This window comes from Pseudomonas sp. UBA6753, from assembly GCF_002453565.1.
Taxonomy (GTDB): domain Bacteria; phylum Pseudomonadota; class Gammaproteobacteria; order Pseudomonadales; family Pseudomonadaceae; genus Aquipseudomonas; species Aquipseudomonas putida_Z.
On the sequence record NZ_DKHD01000011.1, the window covers coordinates 1 to 19,167 of the forward strand.

17 protein-coding genes are annotated in these 19,167 nt (G+C 62.1%); 14 read left to right on the top strand and 3 right to left on the bottom strand.

Going from position 1 to position 19,167, the window contains the following annotated elements; all coding sequences use genetic code 11:
* Positions 1–251: 251 nt before the first annotated feature.
* Positions 252–1,472 carry a CaiB/BaiF CoA transferase family protein gene (locus tag B2790_RS05050; RefSeq protein WP_286918391.1) on the bottom strand — a complete coding sequence of 407 codons (1,221 nt, stop codon included), beginning with the start codon at positions 1,470–1,472 and terminating at the stop codon, positions 252–254.
* A 14-nt stretch (positions 1,473–1,486) separates the two neighbouring features.
* On the bottom strand, positions 1,487–2,668 hold the full coding sequence (locus B2790_RS05055; RefSeq protein WP_085619031.1) for an acyl-CoA dehydrogenase: 1,182 nt from the start codon (positions 2,666–2,668) through the stop codon (positions 1,487–1,489).
* Positions 2,669–2,829: 161 nt separating this feature from the next.
* Here B2790_RS05055 and B2790_RS05060 point away from each other — a divergent pair, with 161 nt between their 5' ends.
* The 10 genes from B2790_RS05060 to B2790_RS05105 all read left to right on the top strand — a co-directional run bounded on the left by B2790_RS05060 (position 2,830) and on the right by B2790_RS05105 (position 12,701).
* Positions 2,830–3,729, top strand: a complete 900-nt coding sequence (locus tag B2790_RS05060) for a LysR family transcriptional regulator (RefSeq protein ID WP_286918392.1) — start codon at positions 2,830–2,832, stop codon at positions 3,727–3,729.
* A gap of 437 nt (positions 3,730–4,166) precedes the next feature.
* Positions 4,167–5,288: a Re/Si-specific NAD(P)(+) transhydrogenase subunit alpha gene (locus B2790_RS05065; RefSeq protein ID WP_015268506.1), complete on the top strand. Its 1,122-nt coding sequence runs from the start codon at positions 4,167–4,169 to the stop codon at positions 5,286–5,288.
* Positions 5,289–5,299: 11 nt separating this feature from the next.
* Entirely contained in the window at positions 5,300–5,614 is a 315-nt protein-coding gene (locus B2790_RS05070) for an NAD(P) transhydrogenase subunit alpha (RefSeq protein ID WP_003256966.1), read from the top strand.
* 2 nt (positions 5,615–5,616) lie between these two features.
* Entirely contained in the window at positions 5,617–7,053 is a 1,437-nt protein-coding gene (locus B2790_RS05075; RefSeq protein ID WP_015268505.1) for an NAD(P)(+) transhydrogenase (Re/Si-specific) subunit beta, read from the top strand.
* Between the two features lie 186 nt (positions 7,054–7,239).
* Positions 7,240–8,733 (top strand): acetyl-CoA hydrolase/transferase family protein, encoded by a 1,494-nt coding sequence (locus tag B2790_RS05080; RefSeq protein WP_013970344.1) that lies wholly within the window; start codon positions 7,240–7,242, stop codon positions 8,731–8,733.
* Between the two features lie 436 nt (positions 8,734–9,169).
* Positions 9,170–9,385 carry a DUF1127 domain-containing protein gene (locus tag B2790_RS05085; RefSeq protein WP_003256968.1) on the top strand — a complete coding sequence of 72 codons (216 nt, stop codon included), beginning with the start codon at positions 9,170–9,172 and terminating at the stop codon, positions 9,383–9,385.
* Positions 9,386–9,692: 307 nt separating this feature from the next.
* Complete coding sequence (locus B2790_RS05090) at positions 9,693–10,010, top strand: DUF2388 domain-containing protein (RefSeq protein WP_025337247.1); 318 nt, start codon at positions 9,693–9,695, stop codon at positions 10,008–10,010.
* Between the two features lie 88 nt (positions 10,011–10,098).
* Positions 10,099–10,392, top strand: a complete 294-nt coding sequence (locus B2790_RS05095; protein WP_025337246.1) for a DUF2388 domain-containing protein — start codon at positions 10,099–10,101, stop codon at positions 10,390–10,392.
* Between the two features lie 36 nt (positions 10,393–10,428).
* Complete coding sequence (locus tag B2790_RS05100; protein ID WP_003256970.1) at positions 10,429–10,749, top strand: DUF2388 domain-containing protein; 321 nt, start codon at positions 10,429–10,431, stop codon at positions 10,747–10,749.
* Complete coding sequence (locus B2790_RS05105; protein ID WP_025337245.1) at positions 10,746–12,701, top strand: DUF4105 domain-containing protein; 1,956 nt, start codon at positions 10,746–10,748, stop codon at positions 12,699–12,701. Before B2790_RS05100 ends, B2790_RS05105 begins: the two co-directional genes overlap by 4 nt.
* A gap of 126 nt (positions 12,702–12,827) precedes the next feature.
* Here B2790_RS05105 and B2790_RS05110 read toward each other — a convergent pair whose 3' ends face one another.
* Positions 12,828–13,229: a GFA family protein gene (locus B2790_RS05110; protein WP_085619023.1), complete on the bottom strand. Its 402-nt coding sequence runs from the start codon at positions 13,227–13,229 to the stop codon at positions 12,828–12,830.
* 267 nt (positions 13,230–13,496) lie between these two features.
* Between B2790_RS05110 and B2790_RS05115 the strand changes: the two genes are divergently transcribed.
* From B2790_RS05115 to B2790_RS05130, 4 genes are all read left to right on the top strand, one after another.
* The gene (locus B2790_RS05115; protein ID WP_075046869.1) at positions 13,497–14,804 is read left to right on the top strand and encodes a CitMHS family transporter; all 1,308 of its coding nucleotides are present in this window, start codon (positions 13,497–13,499) and stop codon (positions 14,802–14,804) included.
* Positions 14,805–14,875: 71 nt separating this feature from the next.
* On the top strand, positions 14,876–15,646 hold the full coding sequence (locus B2790_RS05120) for a TerC family protein (RefSeq protein ID WP_025337243.1): 771 nt from the start codon (positions 14,876–14,878) through the stop codon (positions 15,644–15,646).
* A gap of 345 nt (positions 15,647–15,991) precedes the next feature.
* Positions 15,992–17,650, top strand: a complete 1,659-nt coding sequence (locus B2790_RS05125; protein WP_274079001.1) for a Na/Pi cotransporter family protein — start codon at positions 15,992–15,994, stop codon at positions 17,648–17,650.
* Positions 17,651–17,680: 30 nt separating this feature from the next.
* Positions 17,681–19,087: a M16 family metallopeptidase gene (locus B2790_RS05130; RefSeq protein WP_286918393.1), complete on the top strand. Its 1,407-nt coding sequence runs from the start codon at positions 17,681–17,683 to the stop codon at positions 19,085–19,087.
* The last annotated feature ends 80 nt before the right edge of the window (positions 19,088–19,167 follow it).

Sequence of the window (19,167 nt, forward strand, 5' to 3'; positions counted from 1 at the left end):
CGTTTAGAAGCGCTGTCAACCACCATTTCAACCGCTGCCGATCATTCGATCGAAGCACTCCTGATACTACCTGAATCGCCTAACTAATTGATTTACAACAAGTTTTGCGCTTCGACTACGTCAGAAGTGGGGCGCATTATAAGGGGATTCGAAACCGCGTCAACCCTTAATTTCAAGAAACTTTAATATCGCTGAAAAGCAAAGCGGGGAGGCCTGACGACCTCCCCGCTTTTCACCAAGACCAAACGCCCTTAAAGCACACCGGTACTGCGCAGCCGCTGCACTTCACCGGCATCCAGCCCCAATACATCCTCCAGCACAACCTCGGTATGCTCACCCAGCAACGGCGGCGCCCGACGGTACTCCACCGGCGTCTCCGACAACCGTATCGGGCTCGCCACCTGCGGCACACTCCCCGCCAACGGATGCGGAATGCTCACCGCCAATCCGCGCGCCAGAACCTGCGGGTCCTGGAACATCTGCGCCAGGTCATTGATAGGCCCGCACGGCACCCCTGCAGCCTCCAGCTGGCTCACCCACTCCGCTGTGGTCTTGAACACCGTGGCCTGGCGAATCAAAGGAATCAGCTCGGCCCGGTTGGCAACCCGCAGCTTGTTGGTAACGAAACGCGGGTCGTCCGCCCACTGCGGCTGCCCGGCCACCTCGGCGAACTTGCGGAACTGGCTGTCGTTGCCCACGGTAAGGATGAAGTCGCCATCCGCCGTCGGAAAATCCTGATAAGGCACGATATTGGGGTGCGCATTACCCAGGCGACGAGGCGGGTTGCCCGTGGTCAGGTAGTTCATCGCCTGGTTCGCCAGGCAGGCCACCTGCACATCGAGCAACGCCATGTCGACATGCTGGCCCACTCCGGTCTGCTCTCGATGGGCGAGGGCAGCGAGGATCGCCACCGTGGAATACAACCCGGTAAGGATGTCGGTCAGCGCCACCCCTACCTTGACCGGCCCCGCACCTTCTTCACCTTCCGGGCGGCCGGTCAGGCTCATCAGCCCGCCCAACCCCTGGATCATGAAGTCATAACCCGCGCGCCTGGCATAAGGCCCGGTCTGGCCGAACCCGGTGATGGAACAATAGATAAGCCGCGGGTTGATCGCCTTCAGACTCTGGTAGTCCAGGCCGTAGGCAACCAACCCACCTACCTTGAAGTTTTCGATGACGATATCGGACTTCGCCGCCAACTCACGTACCAGGCGCTGCCCCTCGGCCTGGGTGAAGTCGATGGTAACCGAGCGCTTGTTGCGGTTGGCCGACAGGTAATAGGCCGCCTCACTGGTGTTCTCACCCTCGGCATCCTTGAGGAAGGGCGGCCCCCACGAGCGGGTATCGTCACCACTACCAGGGCGCTCGACCTTGATCACATCGGCACCAAGGTCAGCGAGAATCTGGCCAGACCATGGGCCGGCCAACACGCGAGAAAGGTCCAGCACCCGCAGATGTGATAGCGCGCCCATGGGCTGGCTCCTTATCAATAGAAGGCCTGGATGCCGGTCTGCGCACGCCCCAGGATCAGTGCATGCACATCGTGAGTACCTTCATAGGTGTTGACCACCTCTAGGTTGACCAGGTGACGAGCCACGCCGAACTCATCGGAAATGCCATTGCCACCCAGCATGTCACGCGCCATGCGGGCAATATCCAGTGCCTTGCCACAGGAGTTGCGCTTCATGATCGACGTGATCTCCACTGCAGCCGTGCCTTCGTCCTTCATCCGCCCCAGACGCAGGCAGCCCTGCAGTGCCAGGGTGATCTCGGTCTGCATGTCGGCCAGCTTCTTCTGGATCAACTGGTTGGCAGCCAACGGGCGACCGAATTGCTGACGGTCCAGGGTGTACTGACGCGCGGTGTGCCAGCAGGCTTCCGCAGCGCCCAGCGCACCCCACGAGATGCCATAGCGGGCGGAGTTCAGACAGGTGAACGGACCTTTGAGGCCGCGCACCTCCGGGAAGATGTTTTCCTCCGGCACGAACACGTTGTCCATGACGATTTCGCCAGTGATCGAGGCGCGCAGGCCAACCTTGCCGTGAATCGCCGGCGCACTGAGACCTTGCCAACCCTTTTCCAGAACAAAGCCGCGGATATCACCCGCATCGTCCTTGGCCCAGACCACGAATACATCGGCGATCGGGCTGTTGGTGATCCACATCTTGCTGCCGGTCAGGCGGTAGCCGCCGTCGACCTTCCGGGCACGGGTGATCATCGAACCCGGGTCGGAACCATGGTTGGGCTCGGTCAGGCCGAAGCAACCGATCCACTCGCCGCTGGCCAGCTTGGGCAGGTACTTCTGCTTTTGTGCCTCGGTACCGAACTCGTTGATTGGCACCATCACCAGCGACGACTGCACGCTCATCATCGAGCGGTAACCCGAGTCGATGCGCTCTACCTCGCGAGCAATCAGGCCGTAGCACACATAGTTCAGGCCACTGCCACCGTATTGCTCGGGAATGGTGGCGCCCAGCAACCCGACCTCACCCATTTCACGGAAGATTGCCGGGTCGGTCTGTTCATGACGGAAGGCCTCCAGCACACGCGGGGCCAGCTTGTCCTGGGCGAACTGATAAGCGCTATCACGCACCATGCGCTCTTCTTCAGTGAGCTGCTGATCGAGCAGCAGCGGGTCGATCCAGTTGAAGCTTGCTTTACCGGCCATGAGAGAAATCCTCGAAATAGGGGGCAGTTTCTTGTGCCTTTGAGCCTAGGCCTGATCGGCCGCCGGGACAAACGAGGATTGCGCACCAATTAGTGATAATTTATCACTTCGTAAATCGGCAAAATGCCATATTGACAGCCTTACGAGTGAGGTTGACGTACATGCGCCGCAAGATCCCCAGTACCGCCGCCCTGGTTTGCTTCGAGGCGGCGGCGCGCCACGAGAGCTTTACCAAGGCCGCCCAGGAACTCGCCCTGACACAGGGTGCCGTCTGTCGGCAGATAGGCGGCCTGGAAGCCTTCCTCAATGTGGAACTGTTTCGCCGTTCGCGCCGCGGCGTGAAACTGACCGAAGCCGGCCTTTCCTACAGCCGCCAGGTGGCCGCCCAACTGGACGCGGTTGAGCGCGACACCTTGTCTGTAATGCGCCAGCAGGGCGCCAACGTGATCGAGCTGGCCGTGGTGCCCACCTTCGGCACCCAATGGCTGCTACCGCGGCTCAAGGACTTCCAGCAGCGCCACCCGGAGGTCACGGTCAACCTCACCAACCGCACCCGGCCATTCCTGTTTGCCGACACCACCTTCGATGCCGCTATCTACTTCGGCGATGCCGACTGGTCCGGCACCCAGTCGCACCGACTGATGGGGGAAAACCCGGTACCGGTGTGCAGCCCGGCGCTGCTGGACGGGCAGGGCACACTCGACGCGCAGCGTATTGCCCAGCAGCCACTGCTGCAGCAGAGCACGCGCCCCTATGCCTGGCGGCAATGGTTCGGCAGCGTCGGCATGAATGTGGAACGCGACATGACAGGCCCGCGCTATGAACTATTCTCGATGCTCGCCCAGGCGGCCATGCATGAGATGGGCATCGCCCTGATTCCACCGTTCCTGATCCAGCGCGAGTTGGAGGAGGGTAGGTTGGTGGTCGCTAACAGGCATGCCCTGAGTAGTGACAAGGCCTACTATCTGATGATTCCGGAGCGCAAGGTGGAGTCGGCTTCGCTGCGCGCCTTCCGTGACTGGCTGGTAAGCCAGGCCCAGGCGTACACGGCCAAGACGTGAGCAAGCGCGATAAATTGACTCCGTAGTCAATTATTTTTAACACCTACAGATATATGTATTTGTCGCATCTACATAAACTGTTATGCAGGGTGCAAAAATCCGCTTTAACCCTGCTTACGGCGCGGCTTTGCGGGTTATTTTGCGACATTCACCAAGCCGTAAGCGAATTGACCGCAAAATTTTTGTTTTTTTCTCCTAATCTGCCAATAGCCTATGTTTGACAGGCTGCAGCCTGACCGTTGCGACATACGGTCACAGGGTGACTTGTAGTTTTGACTTCGTTTCGCTCCAGAACCGGTTGAAGGCCTCTGGCTTCGTCTGCAAAATGCTTCGCCCGCCCGGGATTCGGCGGGTCGGCGCTCCACAGCCGCCCCAGCGCACCATCCGAAGTACGCTGGCTTTTAAAAAGACAAAAGGTCACCGCAGGAGAAATAGTCGTGCACATTGGTGTTCCTCTCGAGACGCAGACCGGTGAGACAAGGGTCGCTGCGACCCCGGAAACCATCAAGAAACTGATTGGCCAGGGCCATCAGGTCACCGTCCAACGGGGGGCAGGGCTCAATGCCAGCATTCCGGACAGTGCCTATGAGGCCGTGGGTGCTTCCCTGGGGAGTGCAGCCGATGCCTACGGCGCCCAATTGGTGCTCAAAGTGGTCGCCCCCAACGACCAGGAACTGGCCCTGATCAACAGTGGCAGCCTCCTGGTGGGCATGCTCAACCCCTTCAACAGCGAGCTGATCGGCAAGATGGCCGAGCGCGGCATTACCGCGTTCGCCCTGGAAGCCGCGCCGCGCACCTCGCGGGCGCAGAGCCTGGACGTGCTGTCGTCGCAGGCCAACATCGCCGGTTACAAGGCGGTGTTGCTGGCTGCCCATCACTACCCACGCTTCATGCCCATGCTCATGACCGCCGCCGGTACCGTCAAGGCCGCGCGCGTGCTGATCCTGGGCGCGGGCGTTGCCGGCCTGCAGGCCATTGCCACGGCCAAGCGCCTGGGCGCAGTGATCGAGGCGTCCGACGTACGCCCGGCCGTGAAGGAGCAGATCGAGTCGCTGGGCGCCAAGTTCATCGACGTACCCTACGAAACCGATGAAGAGCGCGAGTGCGCCGAAGGTGTCGGCGGTTACGCCCGGCCGATGCCGGCCAGCTGGATGCAACGCCAGGCCCAGGCCGTGCACGAGCGCGCCAAGCAGGCGGATATCGTCATTACCACTGCGCTTATCCCGGGGCGCAAGGCGCCGACCCTGCTCAGCGCCGAAACCGTCGCGCAGATGAAGCCCGGCTCGGTGGTCATCGACCTCGCAGCAGCCCAAGGCGGCAACTGCCCACTGACTGTCGCCGACCAGGTGGTACAGGAGAACGGGGTGATCATCGTCGGCCCGACCAACCTGCCGGCCCAGGTGGGCGCCGATGCCTCGGCACTGTATGCACGCAACCTGCTGGACTTCATGAAGCTGCTGTTCGACAAGGACGGCGCGCTGGTCATCAACCTCGAAGACGACATCGTCGCGGCCTGCCTGATGTGCCGTGATGGTCAGGTCGTCCGCAAGAACGGCTAAGGAGCACGACAATGGAAGACATGCTGATTTCCCATGGCATCTACAACCTGATCATCTTCGTGCTGGCCATCTATGTGGGCTACCACGTGGTGTGGAACGTCACCCCGGCGCTGCACACGCCGCTGATGGCCGTGACCAACGCCATCTCCGCGATCGTCATCGTCGGCGCCATGCTGGCCGCCGCCCTGACGGTGACCCCGGCCGGCAAGCTGATGGGCACCCTGGCGGTGGCCCTGGCCGCGGTCAACGTGTTCGGTGGCTTCCTGGTCACCCGTCGCATGCTTGAGATGTTCAAGAAGAAAACCAAGAACGAGGCGCAGAAGTAAGCATGAGCATGAATCTGGTAACGCTCCTCTACCTCGTCGCCTCGGTGTGCTTCATCCAGGCGCTCAAGGGCCTGTCGCACCCGACTACCTCGCGGCGCGGCAACCTGTTCGGCATGATCGGCATGGGTATCGCCATCGTCACTACGGTCGGCCTCATTTATAAGCTCGGGGCCGAGCTTGCCACCGCTGGCATCGGCTACGTCCTCGTTGGCTTGCTGGTCGGCGGCACCGCCGGTTCGATCATGGCCAAGCGCGTCGAGATGACCAAGATGCCGGAACTGGTCGCCTTCATGCACAGCATGATCGGCCTGGCAGCGGTGTTCATCGCCATCGCCGCGGTGCTGGAACCGCAATCGATGGGCATCGTTGCCGCCATGAGCGACCCGATCCCCACCGGCAACCGCCTGGAACTGTTCCTCGGCGCAGCCATCGGTGCCATTACCTTCTCCGGCTCGGTGATCGCCTTCGGCAAGCTGTCGGGCAAGTACAAGTTCCGCCTGTTCCAGGGCGCACCGGTACAGTTCGCCGGCCAGCACAAGCTGAACCTGATCCTCGGCCTGACCACCATTGCCCTGGGCCTGCTGTTCACCTTCACTGGCCACTACAGTGCCTTCACCCTGATGCTGGTCTTGGCCTTCATCATGGGCGTGCTGATCATTATTCCGATCGGGGGCGCCGACATGCCGGTGGTGGTGTCGATGCTCAACAGCTATTCGGGCTGGGCAGCGGCCGGTATCGGCTTCTCGCTGAACAACTCGATGCTGATCATTGCAGGGTCCCTGGTCGGCTCGTCCGGTGCCATCCTCTCGTACATCATGTGCAAGGCAATGAACCGTTCGTTCTTCAACGTCATCCTCGGTGGCTTCGGTGGTGATACCGATGCCGGCGCGGCGCAAGGCTCCAAAGAGCAGCGTCCGGTGAAGTCCGGCTCTGCCGACGATGCCACCTTCCTGCTCAGCAACGCCGACAGCGTGATCATCGTCCCGGGTTACGGCCTGGCGGTGGCTCGCGCCCAGCACGCGCTGAAGGAGCTGACCGAGAAGCTGAGCCACAACGGCGTGACCGTGAAGTACGCGATCCACCCGGTGGCGGGCCGTATGCCCGGGCACATGAACGTGCTGTTGGCCGAGGCCGAAGTGCCATACGACCAGGTATTCGAGATGGAAGACATCAACGCCGAGTTCGGCCAGGCCGATGTGGTGCTGGTGCTGGGCGCCAACGACGTGGTCAACCCGGCGGCGAAGAACGATCCCAAGTCGCCGATCGCCGGCATGCCGATCCTCGAAGCGTTCAAGGCCAAGACCATCATCGTCAACAAGCGCTCCATGGCCAGCGGCTATGCCGGCCTGGACAACGAACTGTTCTACCTCGACAAGACCATGATGGTGTTCGGCGACGCCAAGAAGGTCATCGAAGACATGGTCAAGGCGGTGGAGTGACAACGGCCGCTGCAAACCAGCTGATATAAAGGAAGCCCCGGTCAGAATCTGCCGGGGCTTTTCTTTTATTGATCCGGATCAACGGCTCTATTCCAAGGCTTCTCATACGACCATGGTCGTGGGACGGCAAGGGGCGAAGTCTCTAGACTGCGCTGCAGTAGTTTCAGTAGCCCGAGATAACAATCCATGTACCGTGATCGTATCCGCTTGTCCTCCCTGCACAGCAAGGTAATGAGTGCGGCTGATGCCGCTGGTCTGATCGAGGACGGCATGACCGTCGGCATGAGCGGTTTCACCCGCGCCGGCGAAGCCAAGGCCGTACCACATGCACTGGCCGAACGTGCCAAGCAGTCGCCACTGAAAATCAGCCTGATGACCGGCGCCAGCCTGGGCAACGACCTGGACAAGCAACTGACCGAGGCCGGCGTGCTGGCTCGCCGCATGCCGTTCCAGGTCGACAGTACCCTGCGCAAGGCCATCAACGACGGCCAGGTGATGTTCATCGACCAGCACCTGTCGGAAACCGTCGAGCAGCTGCGCAACCAACAGCTGAAGCTGCCGGACATCGCGGTCATCGAAGCCGTGGCCATCACCGAGCAGGGCCACATCGTGCCAACTACCTCGGTGGGCAACTCGGCCAGCTTCGCGATCTTCGCCAAACAGGTAATTGTCGAGATCAACCTCTCGCACAACACCAACCTCGAAGGCCTGCACGACATCTATATCCCGACCTACCGCCCGACCCGCACGCCAATCCCGCTGGTCAAGGTCGACGACCGTATCGGCAGCACCGCCATCCCGATCGACCCGGCCAAGATCGTCGGCATCGTCATCAGCGACCAGCCGGACTCGCCGTCCACGGTATTGCCGCCGGATGACGAAACCCAGGGCATCGCCGACCACCTGATCAACTTCCTCAAGAAAGAAGTCGAAGCTGGCCGCATGACCAACAAGCTTGGCCCGCTGCAGGCCGGTATCGGCAGCATCGCCAACGCAGTGATGTGCGGCCTGATCGAGTCGCCGTTCGAAGACCTGACCATGTACTCCGAAGTACTGCAGGACTCCACCTTCGACCTGATCGACGCCGGCAAGCTGAGCTTCGCCTCGGGCAGCTCGATCACCTTGTCGACCCGCCGCAACGCCGACGTGTTCGGCAACCTGGAGCGTTACAAGGACAAACTGGTTCTGCGCCCGCAAGAAATTTCCAACCACCCGGAAGTGGTCCGTCGCCTGGGCATCATCGGTATCAATACCGCGCTGGAGTTCGACATCTACGGCAACGTCAACTCCACCCATGTCTGCGGCACCAAGATGATGAACGGCATCGGCGGCTCGGGTGACTTCGCCCGTAACGCCCACCTTGCCGTGTTCGTCACCAAGTCGATTGCCAAGGGTGGCGCGATTTCCAGCGTGGTGCCGATGGTCAGCCATGTCGACCATACCGAGCACGACGTTGACATCCTGGTCACCGAGCAAGGCCTGGCCGACCTGCGTGGCCTGGCGCCACGTGAGCGCGCCCGGGCGATCATCGACAACTGTGTGCACCCGGACTACCGCGCAGCGCTGAACGACTACTTCGATCGCGCCTGCCAGCGTGGCGGCCACACCCCGCACATCCTGCGCGAAGCCCTGAGCTGGCATGAGAACCTGGAAGAAACCGGGCGCATGCTGGCTAGCTGATCCAGATGTGGTACGGAACGGCGGCCCTGCTTCCGCTGTTCCGGCCTCTTCGCGGGCTTGCCCGCTCCCACGGGTCATGTGCAACCCTCAAGGGCAGCACTTTACCTGTGGGAGCGGGCAAGCCCGCGAAGGGGCCATAACAGTCAAACCCTTTCATCGATACACGCCCGCCGCAATATGCAACAGAATCTGTACTACTGTACTGGTGTTTTTACGCATTCCCGGCTGAAAAATCCTCTTCATCAAATCAAAGCGCACCAAATAAGTGCGTACCAGTACAGTTACGCCAGTTTCGAGTGCAACAGTAGGCTTACACAGTTAACTGGACCATCGTCTTTCAACCGAACTGTATCTACTGTTATGGACGACAGAGGAGGATCATTGGCATCAGTTAAATCACTACCTAATCCCGCCATAAGCGGAAGGATGAAACATCATGGAACGTACCCTCAGTTCCGGTCTGGTTTTTGAAAGCAACGCCCAACAATCCAACGCTTCGCTGCCTCTGCGCGCTCTGTCCACCTTGCTGCTGTGGCAGCGCCGCATGGCCAGCCGCCGTCAACTGGCTCGCCTGGACGCCCGCCTGCTGGCCGACGCCGGTATCAGCGAGTCGCAGCGTTACGAAGAGCTGAGCAAGCCTTTCTGGCGCTAAGCTCCGGCTTGCCGGCTTCGGCCGGCACCGCGAATTCCCGAAACCCGTTGCAGGTGACTGCGACGGGTTTTTTGTTTGCAGGCGGCATGGTAGAGCCTTTTGCAAGCACACCTGTACAGTTTAAAAAATCCAAAAACTAACCATAACAGTTTATTGGCACGCCGTTCATTAACATCCAGAAACACCGGCGCGTGATACGCTTGCCGTAACAGTCTGGTAGAACGCACTGTTGAAAAAGTACCGCGACGAGCTGTGCGAGCGTCCGATAAAGCAGAACCACCCGACCCTAGTCCAGGAGTCCACGATCATGTCCCGTAAATACCTGATTGGCGCCGCCCTGATGCTGAGCCTGGCCGGCACCGCAAACGCCACCAGCTTCGTTGTCACCACCGACGCCGTCGTTGGCGCAGTGGCCGCGTCCACCGATGCCACTTCCGATATTTCCTCCTCGTTCCGTGACGACAAGATTGTCCAGGCCGCCCGTGACGACGCCGCCAGCTTCGTTGGCAGCCAGGGCGACATCCGCGGTGCCAAGCTGGAAAGCGCTTTCCTGCACATCCGCTCGCAGATGCCAGCCCTGCAGGCCAGCGACGCGCAACTGGCCCAGGCCATCCTGGCGCTCTGACCCCGGCTGAGCCGTTCAGCTGTGCTGGTCACCACCAGCACAGCCGTACTCACCATTGCCGCCCACGTTTCCAGCTGTTGTAGAGCCCATGCGTTATCTGTTGCCGTTGCTGTTCTCCGTTGTTGGCATGGCCAGCGCCCATGCCATGGATACCACTACGCAAAGCCTGGTCATCACCGGCTATGTCACCAGCCAGGTCACCACCGCACCGTTCGACCGCAAACTGGTCCGCCAGGCCCAGGACGATGCTGCGGCCTTCGTCGCCAGCGACGGCCAGATCCGCGGTGCGCGGCTGGAGGCAGCACTGGAATCACTACGCCACAATTGCGCACGGCATACCGTCGGCGATCTGGAACTGGCGCAGGCAATTCTCGTCCAATAATTACATCTGACTCCCTGTATTTTTCGGAGATGCTCCATGCGTAAACCGCTGATTGCCGCTACCCTCGGCATGCTGCTGCTGGCCGACCTGGCCCAGGCACAGACCCTGGTGGCCACCAGCAATATCATCGTTCGGGCCTTTGGCCGTTCGATCGATTTCACCTCTGACACCACCACCTCGATCCGCGATTCCAAAGTGGTGCGCGAAGCCCATGACGACGCCGCCAGCTTTGTCGCCAGCAACGGTGACATCCGCGGCGCCCAGCTCGAGGCCGCCTTCAACACCCTGCGCGAGCGCGTGCCGCAAGCGCGCGACGCCAGCGACCAGGTACTGGCTGAAGCCATCCTCGCGCTGTGAACCGCGTGCGCGCCTGGCTGCTCGGCTGCGCCCTGACGCTGCTCGGCACGCCCGCCCTGGCCGACCTGCAGCTCGAGCTGCAGGCGTCCGGCCTTGACTCGCAGCAGGCCCAAGCCACTCAGGCTCTGCTCGACGAAGCCATGGGCAAGCTGCCCCCTCGCTTCAAGCAACAGCTGAACCGCCGGGTGCGGGTCAGCTGGAGCGACAACATGCAGGCCGACGCCTATGGCCAGGCATCGCTGGTATCTACCCTCGAACTCAATCGCCGCCTGCTGCCCAGCCTCACCGATGGCAGTGCTGCCACCGAGCGCACCAACCGCCCGCATGGCACGGTGCGAGAAGAACTGCTGGCCACCGTGCTGCACGAACTCACCCATATCTACGACCGCGCCCGGCTGTGGCCCAGCGCCGAGAACGCGCTGATCGCCCGTTGCAAGCGCCAGCAAGGTACGTTGGGCAAGGTCGGCCTGCCCGAAGCATGCCGTGGCCAGGCCGAGCGCCGCTTCACCCTCAGCGACGACCCGCGCCTGCTCGACCTGGCCGGCTGGCAGCAGTACGTGGGCCGACGCGGTGAGCGCGAGCAGCACAACGGCCAGTTCGTGCGCAGCCCCGATAGCTATGAACTGAGCAGCCCCAAGGAGTACATCGCGGTCAACATGGAGTACTTCCTCCTCGACCCGAGCTACGGCTGCCGCCGTCCGGCGCTGAACCAGTACCTGCGCGAACACTTCGGCTGGGCACCGCAGCAGGACAGCTGCGCCAAGGGCCTGCCGTTCATCAATGCCGGCAGCGACTTCGCCCGCCAACCGCTGGGCGAAATCGACCCCGAGCGGGTCTATGAGGTGGACTACCTGCTGGCCGAAGCCAACCAGAACCTGGTCAGCCGCTGGGGCCACAGCATGCTGCGCCTGGTGATCTGCAAGCCGGGCCGCCCACGCGGGCCGGACTGCCGCCTGGACCTCGACCAGAGCCTGGTGCTGTCGTACCGCGCCTTCGTCAACGATGTGCAGCTTTCCAGCTGGGACGGCCTGGTCGGTGCCTACCCCTCGCGCCTGTTCGTGCTGCCGCTGGGCCAGGTGATCGACGAGTACACCAAGACCGAACTGCGCAGCCTGGCCTCGGTGCCCTTGCGGCTCGACCGCGACGAGATCGAGAACCTGGTGCGTCAGGCCGCCGAAATGCACTGGAGCTACGATGGCAACTACTGGTTCCTGTCCAACAACTGCGCAGTAGAGTCGTTGAAGCTGCTGCGCAGCGGCACCGCCAACCCACGCCTGAACGACCTCGACAGCATCATGCCCAATGGCTTGCTGGCTGTGCTCAAGGGCAGGGGGCTGGCCGACACCAGCGTGCTCGACGACCCCCGCGAGGCGCTGCGCCTGGGTTATCGCTTCGACTCCTACCGCGACCGTTACCAGGCCATGTTCGAGGTGTTGAAGAAGCAGTTGCCAATCAAGCAGGACAAGGTCGAGGACTGGCTGGCCCTGGACGCCGAGCAACGGCGGGGCTGGTTCGCCCAGGCCGACCTGCGCACCAGCGCCGCCTTGCTGCTGCTTGAACAGGCCAGCTTGCGCCGGCAACTGCTGCTGGCCCAGGACGAAGTCAAGCAGCGCTACCTTAACGCCGCCGCGCTGAACGATGGCAGCGTCAGCAAGGCCGATGCGACCCTCAGGCAGATGCTTGCCAACAGTGGCTTCCTCAGCCGCCCGGCAGAATTGCTCGATAGCAAGGGCTACGGGCTGCCGCAGCCGCAGGAGCGCAAGCACCTGGAGCAAGTCAGCAGCGAGCGGCAAGCGCAATTGCTGCGCTTGAGCACGAGCCTGGACAAAGAGGTGAGGGCGCTGCTGGAGCCGTCGCGGGCCAGGGAGATTGCGGCGGTGGAAGCCAATGTGAAGCAGGTGGGCGAGCATCTGCGGGCATTGCACAAGGCTGCAGGTGGCCTGCAGTTGTAAGTACGGCTGTACCGGCCCTATCGCCGGCAAGCCAGCTCCCACAAGATCCCCACAGGTCTGAAGGTGGTGGGGTACCTGTGGGAGCTGGCTTGCCGGCGATAGGGCCAGCAGCACCAACACAATCTCTTACAGGTTCTCCTCCGCCTCCGAAGGCAAATCCTCGTCCAGATGCAACCAAGGCAACCGGCTACCCACCCAGATATGCCGGTTGGCCCTGACGCGTTCCGGGTGGTCCAGCGTCGCCACCGTCACATCCACCGTCTCCGGGCTATGTGTAGTCACCAACGCCACATGCGCCCCGCAATGCCCGCAGAAGTACCGGCTGCAACTGGCCGGCGCCACATAGCAGTTCGGCTCGCCCGCAAGCCACCGGAACCCCGAGCGGGGCACGGTGAGCCAGGTCACCACCAGCCCGCCGCTGACCCGCCGGCAGATCGAGCAATGGCAATGGGCAATGTCCGTCAGGTCGCCCTCCAACCGATAACGTAAGGCGCCACAATGGCAGCCACCCTCGGTCACATCCTGCATCACCTACCTCTCGTCGCCTTTGCTTCGGCGAAAGCTGGCTGAAAGCTTGCCCTCATAGGATAGCCCCCACTACCGGCACAAGACCGGTCAGCCAGGGCACCCGGTATCCACCGCGCCCGGCCCAATCAACAACAACAATGGTGATTCTGATGTATTCCTGTGCCCGACTTTCCGTAGCCCCCCTCCGCATGCTCCCAGCACAGCGCCAAACGCGCTGATCCGCCCGAATCGACGTTCCTTTCGCCGCGCCACGCCTGGAGTATTGCCATGCTGACCTTCCTCGGCTTTGCCATGGTCATCACCTTCATGTACCTGATCATGACCAAGCGCCTGTCGGCCTTGATCGCGCTGATCCTGGTACCGATCCTGTTCGCCCTGTTCGGCGGCTTTTCCGCCAAGATCGGCCCGATGATGCTCGAGGGCATCAGCAAGCTCGCACCTACCGGCGTGATGCTGATGTTCGCCATCCTCTATTTCGCCCTGATGATCGACTCCGGCCTGTTCGACCCGGCCGTGCGCAAGATCCTCAAGCTGGTCAAGGGTGACCCGCTGAAAGTCTCCGTCGGCACCGCAGTACTGGCCCTGGTGGTCTCGCTCGACGGTGACGGCGCCACCACCTACATGATCTGCTGCGCCGCCATGCTGCCGATGTACAGCCGCCTGGGCATGAGCCCGCGGATCATGGCCGGCCTGATCATTCTCGCCGGCGGGGTGATGAACATGACCCCCTGGGGTGGCCCGACCGCCCGCGCCGCCAGCGCCCTGCACGTGGACCCGTCGGACATCTTCGTGCCGATGATCCCGGCCATGCTGTTCGGCGTGCTGGCGATCCTGGCCATCGCCTACATGTACGGCAAGCGCGAACGTGCCCGCCTGGGCGAGTTGCACCTGCCCACCGACGACATCGACCACAGCGAAATCACTGTTTCGCAGTACCCGGACGCGCGCCGGCCAAAACTGCTGTACTTCAACGGCGCCCTGACCGCTGCCCTGATGGTCGCGCTGATTGCCGGCGTGCTGCCACTGCCAGTGCTGTTCATGATCGCCTTCAGCATCGCCATGATCGTCAACTACCCGTGCCTGCAGCAGCAGAAAGACCGCATCGCCGCCCACGCCGGCAGCGTGCTGGCGGTCACCGGGCTGATCTTCGCCGCCGGCATCTTCACCGGCATCCTGTCGGGCACCGGCATGGTCGACGCCATGTCCAAGAGCCTGCTGTCGGTCATCCCCGAGGCGATGGGCCCATACCTGGCGGTGATCACCGCTATCGTGAGCATGCCGTTCACCTTCTTCATGTCCAACGACGCGTTCTACTATGGCGTGCTGCCGGTGCTGGCCGAAGCTGCCAGCCACTACGGCATCAGCCCCGTGGAAATGGCCCGTGCGTCGATCGTCGGGCAACCGGTACACCTGCTCAGCCCCTTGGTACCCTCCACCTACCTGCTGGTGGCCCTGGCAGGCATCGAGTTCGGCGATCATCAGCGCTTCACCTTGAAGTGGGCAGTGCTGGTGTGCCTGTGCATAATGCTCGCCGCGCTGCTGATGGGCATTTTCCCGCTGTTCAGTAGTCTTTAATAAACGCGTATTTCCCTAACGCGACGCGCCCTGATCCGGGCGCGTCGCCTTTACCGTTCGAAGGAAAACACATGGAATGGCTGACCAGCCCGGAAATCTGGGTTGCCTTTTTCACCCTTACCGCGCTTGAGATCGTCCTCGGTATCGACAACATCATCATGATCTCGATTCTGGTCAGCCGCATGCCCAAGCACATGCAGCCGCGCACCCGGATCTTCGGTCTGGCCCTGGCCATGGTCACCCGTATCATGCTGCTGCTGTCGATCACCTGGGTCATGCGCCTTACCGCCGACCTGTTCGTGGTCCTGGGCCAGGGCATCTCCGGCCGAGACCTGATCCTGTTCTTTGGTGGCCTGTTCCTGCTGTGGAAAAGCTCGCAAGAGATCTACCACGGCCTGGAAGGCGAAGACGAGAACCCGGAAGAGCCGAAAGGCGCGGGTGGCAAGTTCTTCTACACCATCATCCAGATCGCCATCATCGACATCGTGTTCTCGCTGGACTCGGTGATCACTGCGGTGGGCATGGTGTCCCACGTACCGGTGATGATCGCCGCGATCATCGTCGCCGTGCTGGTGATGATGCTGTGCGCCGGCACCATCAGCGATTTCATCGACAAGCACCCGTCGCTGAAGATGCTCGCACTGTCGTTCCTGATCGTGGTCGGTACCGTGCTGATCGCCGAAGCTTTTGATGTGCATGTACCAAAGGGCTACGTCTACTTCGCCATGGCGTTCTCGCTGGCGGTGGAAGCCATCAACATCCGCATGCGCACTGCCTTGGCCCGCAAGAACGGCAAAGAGCATGAACCGGTGAAACTGCGCAAGGACATTCCGGGTCAATAAGATCAGGAAGTGCAGGACACAAAGGGCCCTTCGCTGGGCCCTTTTTCATGCCCGGATTACTGAATTCTGCCATTTGCTGTACTGGCCTCTTCGCGGGCACGCCCGCTCCCACAGGGATATCACAGGCCCTGAGGGTGGTGTGGTATCTGTGGGAGCGGGCGTGCCCGCGAAGAGGCCGGCACAGGCAATCATTCATTTCCAGTGTGTTTCAAATAAATGGCAGCCATGCGAAGCTGGCGACAGCTCCGCAAAACAACTAAAGCTTTGAGTGAGCACTGAAAATTCTTCAAACGCTCACGCTTCGTCTCTTGGCCCTCTGGGCCAATGCAACAGGGGGCCGTCGCCATGCTGACCCTGCTCAACCTGCTCTCGGCCGTTACGCTTCTGGTCTGGGGCACCCACATCGTGCGTACCGGCATCCTTCGGGTATTCGGCTCGAGCCTGCGGCGCATCATCAGCCACAACATGAGCAAACGCCCGCTGGCGTTCGTCGCCGGCATTCTGGTCACGGCCATGGTGCAAAGCAGCAACGCCACCGCCATGCTCGTCACCTCGTTCGTCGGCCAGGGCCTGATGGCCATGACCCCGGCCTTGGCAATCATGCTCGGCGCCGACGTGGGTACCGCGCTGATGGCCCGGGTGCTGACCCTGGACCTGTCCTGGCTGTCGCCGCTGCTGATCTTCCTGGGTGTTATCTTCTTCCTCTCACGCAAACAGACGAGGGCCGGCCAGCTGGGCAGGGTAGGCATCGGGCTTGGCCTGATCATCCTGGCATTGGAGCTAATCGTGCAGGCAGCTACGCCGATTACCCACGCCCAAGGCGTGAAGGTGCTGTTCGCCTCGCTGACCGGTGACATCATGCTCGACGCCTTGGTCGGCGCTCTGTTCGCCATGATTTCCTATTCCAGCCTGGCGGCCGTGCTGCTCACCGCAACGCTGGCCGGTGCCGAAGTGATCAGCCTGCCGGTGGCCATCGGCCTGGTGGTGGGCGCCAACATCGGTAGCGGGCTGCTGGCCTTCATCAGCACCAGCATGCAAAACGCCGCCGGACGCCGGGTGGCTCTGGGCAGCCTGCTGTACAAGCTGATCGGTCTGCTGCTGATCATCCCCGTGTTGCACCCGCTGGTGGGCTGGATGGACTCACTGAGCTTCAGCCCACAGGAGCTGGTCATCGGCTTCCACCTGCTCTACAACACGCTGCGTTGCCTGATCATGCTGCCCACGGTCAAACCCATGGGCCGGCTGTGCAACACCCTGCTGCCCGAACGGGAAAACGGCAACGGCCAGATTCGCCCGCGCCATCTCGACACCTCGGCGCTGGAAACACCCAGCCTGGCCCTGGCCAACGCCTCCCGCGAAACCCTGCGCCTGGGCGATATCGTCGACAGCCTGCTCGAAGCCATGCTCGGTGCCCTGCGCGGTACCCAGGCCGCCTTGCCGCAGCAGGTTCGCGCCCTCGGCGAGGACGCCGAAGCCTTGTACAGTGCGATCAAGCTGTATCTGGCGCAGATGTCGCGTGAAGACCTCAGCGAACAGGACAACCGCCGCTGGGCAGAAATCATCGAACTGGCGATCAACCTCAAGCTGGCCTGCGACCTGATCGAGCGCATGCTGCGCAAGGTCCAACAGCAGAAAACCAGCCAACGCCGGGAGTTCTCCCAGGTGGGCCTGGAAGAGCTGACCGGCTTGCAGGAACAGCTGCTGGCCAACCTGCGCCTGGGCTTGTCGGTGTTCCTCAGTGCCGACCCGGAAAGCGCCCGCTTGCTGCTGCGGGAAAAACGCCGTTTTCGCGCCCAGGAACGGCGCCTTGCCCACGCCCATGTCAGCCGCTTGCAGCGCAAGGTAGTGCAAAGTATCGAGACCAGTTCGCTACACTTGGAGCTGATCGCCGACATGAAACGGTTGAACTCTTTGTTCTGTAGCAGTGCCTATGTGGTACTGGGCGGCTCGGACACGGGCGGGCTGATGCTCGACAGCGTGCCGGACGAAGCCCGTCTGCCGTGATTTCGCCTACCTGAGGACCCAAGCTCGCCCATGCGTTGCCTGATGTTCGTTTGCCTGCTGATCTGCAGCCTGCCCTCATTCGCCCTCGACCGCTCGCGGGTTGAAGGTTACCTGTTGCCCAACGGCCTGCAGGTCATCCTGAAAAACGGTTATGAACGTGACCATGTGGCGATTCGCCTGGTGGTCGGCGTCGGCCTGGATGACTTCAATTGCGAGCAGAAAGAGCTGCCGCACCTGCTCGAACACCTGCTGTTCAGCGGCATCGACGAAACCGGCGAGGGCGGCCTGGAAGAGCGCCTGCAATCGCTGGGCGGCGAGTGGAATGCCTACACCAGCAGCGCCGACACCACCTTCGTCATCGAAGCCCCGGCGCGCAATCAGCGCAAAATCCTCGACCTGCTGCTGGCGGTGATCCACGACACCCGCATCGATGCCAAGGCCCTGGCCACCGCCAAGCGCATCATCGAGCGCGAGGATGGCGGCCACTATGGCCACCTGCAGCGCTGGCTCGACCGGCAGGACATCGGCCACCCCGCCAGTGACCAGCTGGCCACCGAGCTGGGCCTGAAATGCCCGGAGCGCTCCAACCTTGACGACATGACCCTGGAGCAGGTGAACACCTTGCGTGACCGCTGGTACGCGGCTAACAACATGACCCTGATCGTGGTCGGCGGCCTCGACCGCCTGCTGCCGGCCTACCTGGAGCGCACCTTTGGCGAACTGCCCGCCACCGAGCCGGAGGAACGCCGCACCCTGGAAAGCATCGGCCAGCAAGCTGCACAGCGCCGCGACCTGACCCGCGGCTGGCTGGGCGACAGCGTCAAGCTGCACTGGCTGTTCGTCGAGCCGGTGCTGGACAACGACCACCAGGCCACCCTCGACCTGCTGTCGCACTACCTGGACTGGGCGCTGTACGACCAGCTGCGCCTGCGCAACGGGTTGTCCTACGGCCCTTCGGCAAAACGCGAAAGCTTTGGCGACACCGGCCTGCTAAGCCTCAATGCCGACCTGGAGCGCGAGGATATCGACCAGGCGGTCGAGGTGATGCAGAAATTGTTCGACCACCTGCGCAAGGAAGGCCTCGACCCGGACACCTTCGAGCGCATCAAGTACGCCAGCGTCGCCAAGGAAAGCTGGAGCACCCAGGGCAACAGCGCCTTGGCCGACTACTACTGGGGCGCGCTGAGCGACTATAGCGACGGGCGTTTCGTCAACCCGGTGCGCAAGCTGCGCCAGGTCAGCCTGGCGCAGGCCAACGAGGCGCTAAAGGAACTGCTCAAGGAAGATGGCTATGTGCGTATCGAGAAACCATTGCTTGGCTATGATGAGCTCTACGGGCTGGTTGCCTTGCTGTTGGGGCTGATCCTGGCAGCGGGGCTGTTGCGCTGGCGTCGGCATGGTCCGGAAAAACCGAGCGGTGCTACACGCGAGCAGTGAAACGACGGTATCCTTTTGCCAGTACCGGCCTCTTCGCGGGCACGCCCGCTCCCACAAGGGTCAGTGACAACCCGGACCCT